Annotated in this window: 1 protein-coding gene; it reads right to left on the reverse strand. The window is 59.1% G+C overall.

The features are described 5' to 3' along the window. Positions 1-634 (reverse strand): immunoglobulin-like domain-containing protein (locus tag HU750_RS26960; protein WP_186683381.1); only part of this gene is annotated, 634 nt, incomplete at both ends.

Here is a 634-nt window from a genome sequence, read left to right on the forward strand (position 1 = left end):
TCGATCGGCAGACCGTCTTTGTTGGTCAGGGTGACGGTGTAAGTGATCTCGCCGCCTTCGGTGACCGAAGGAGTGGCGGTCAGTTTGGCGATGACGTCGTCAGTGGTATCGGTGACTTTGACCGATGCCGCGTCGCCCAGCTGCAGGTTCTCGAAGGCACGGCCGTCAACATCGACGGCAGACTTGATACCCAGGGAAATTTCGCCGGCGTCTTTGTAAACGTCGTCGCCCTGCGCTTCGTGGGTGTACGGCGCGCTGGTTTCACCGGCTTTGATGGTGACGGTGGCGTTGTTGCTCAAGGTCACGACCAGGTCGTGGGCCAGGGCAGTGTTGATATGGACGGTGAAGGTCGGTTTAACGTTTTCAGCCACCGAGATTTGATCGGCGGTGATGGTGACCTTGACCACATCACCTTCGTTGCCTGGGGTACCCGGCTCGTCAGTGACAGTGGTGCTGACTGGAGTCTTGTCCAGAACCAGGTTTTCGAACTTCCAGGCGTCAGCACCGCTGACCGCCTGCAGGCTCTGCTCTACCGGCGGATTAGTGCCGGTGTAGACGTTGTCCGGGGCAGTTACGGTAATCGAACCGGTGGTGCCGTTGGCCGGTACGGTGATGACCGTTTTGCCGTCACTCA

Source organism: Pseudomonas sp. SWRI50 (assembly GCF_014269095.1).
Taxonomy (GTDB): domain Bacteria; phylum Pseudomonadota; class Gammaproteobacteria; order Pseudomonadales; family Pseudomonadaceae; genus Aquipseudomonas; species Aquipseudomonas kermanshahensis.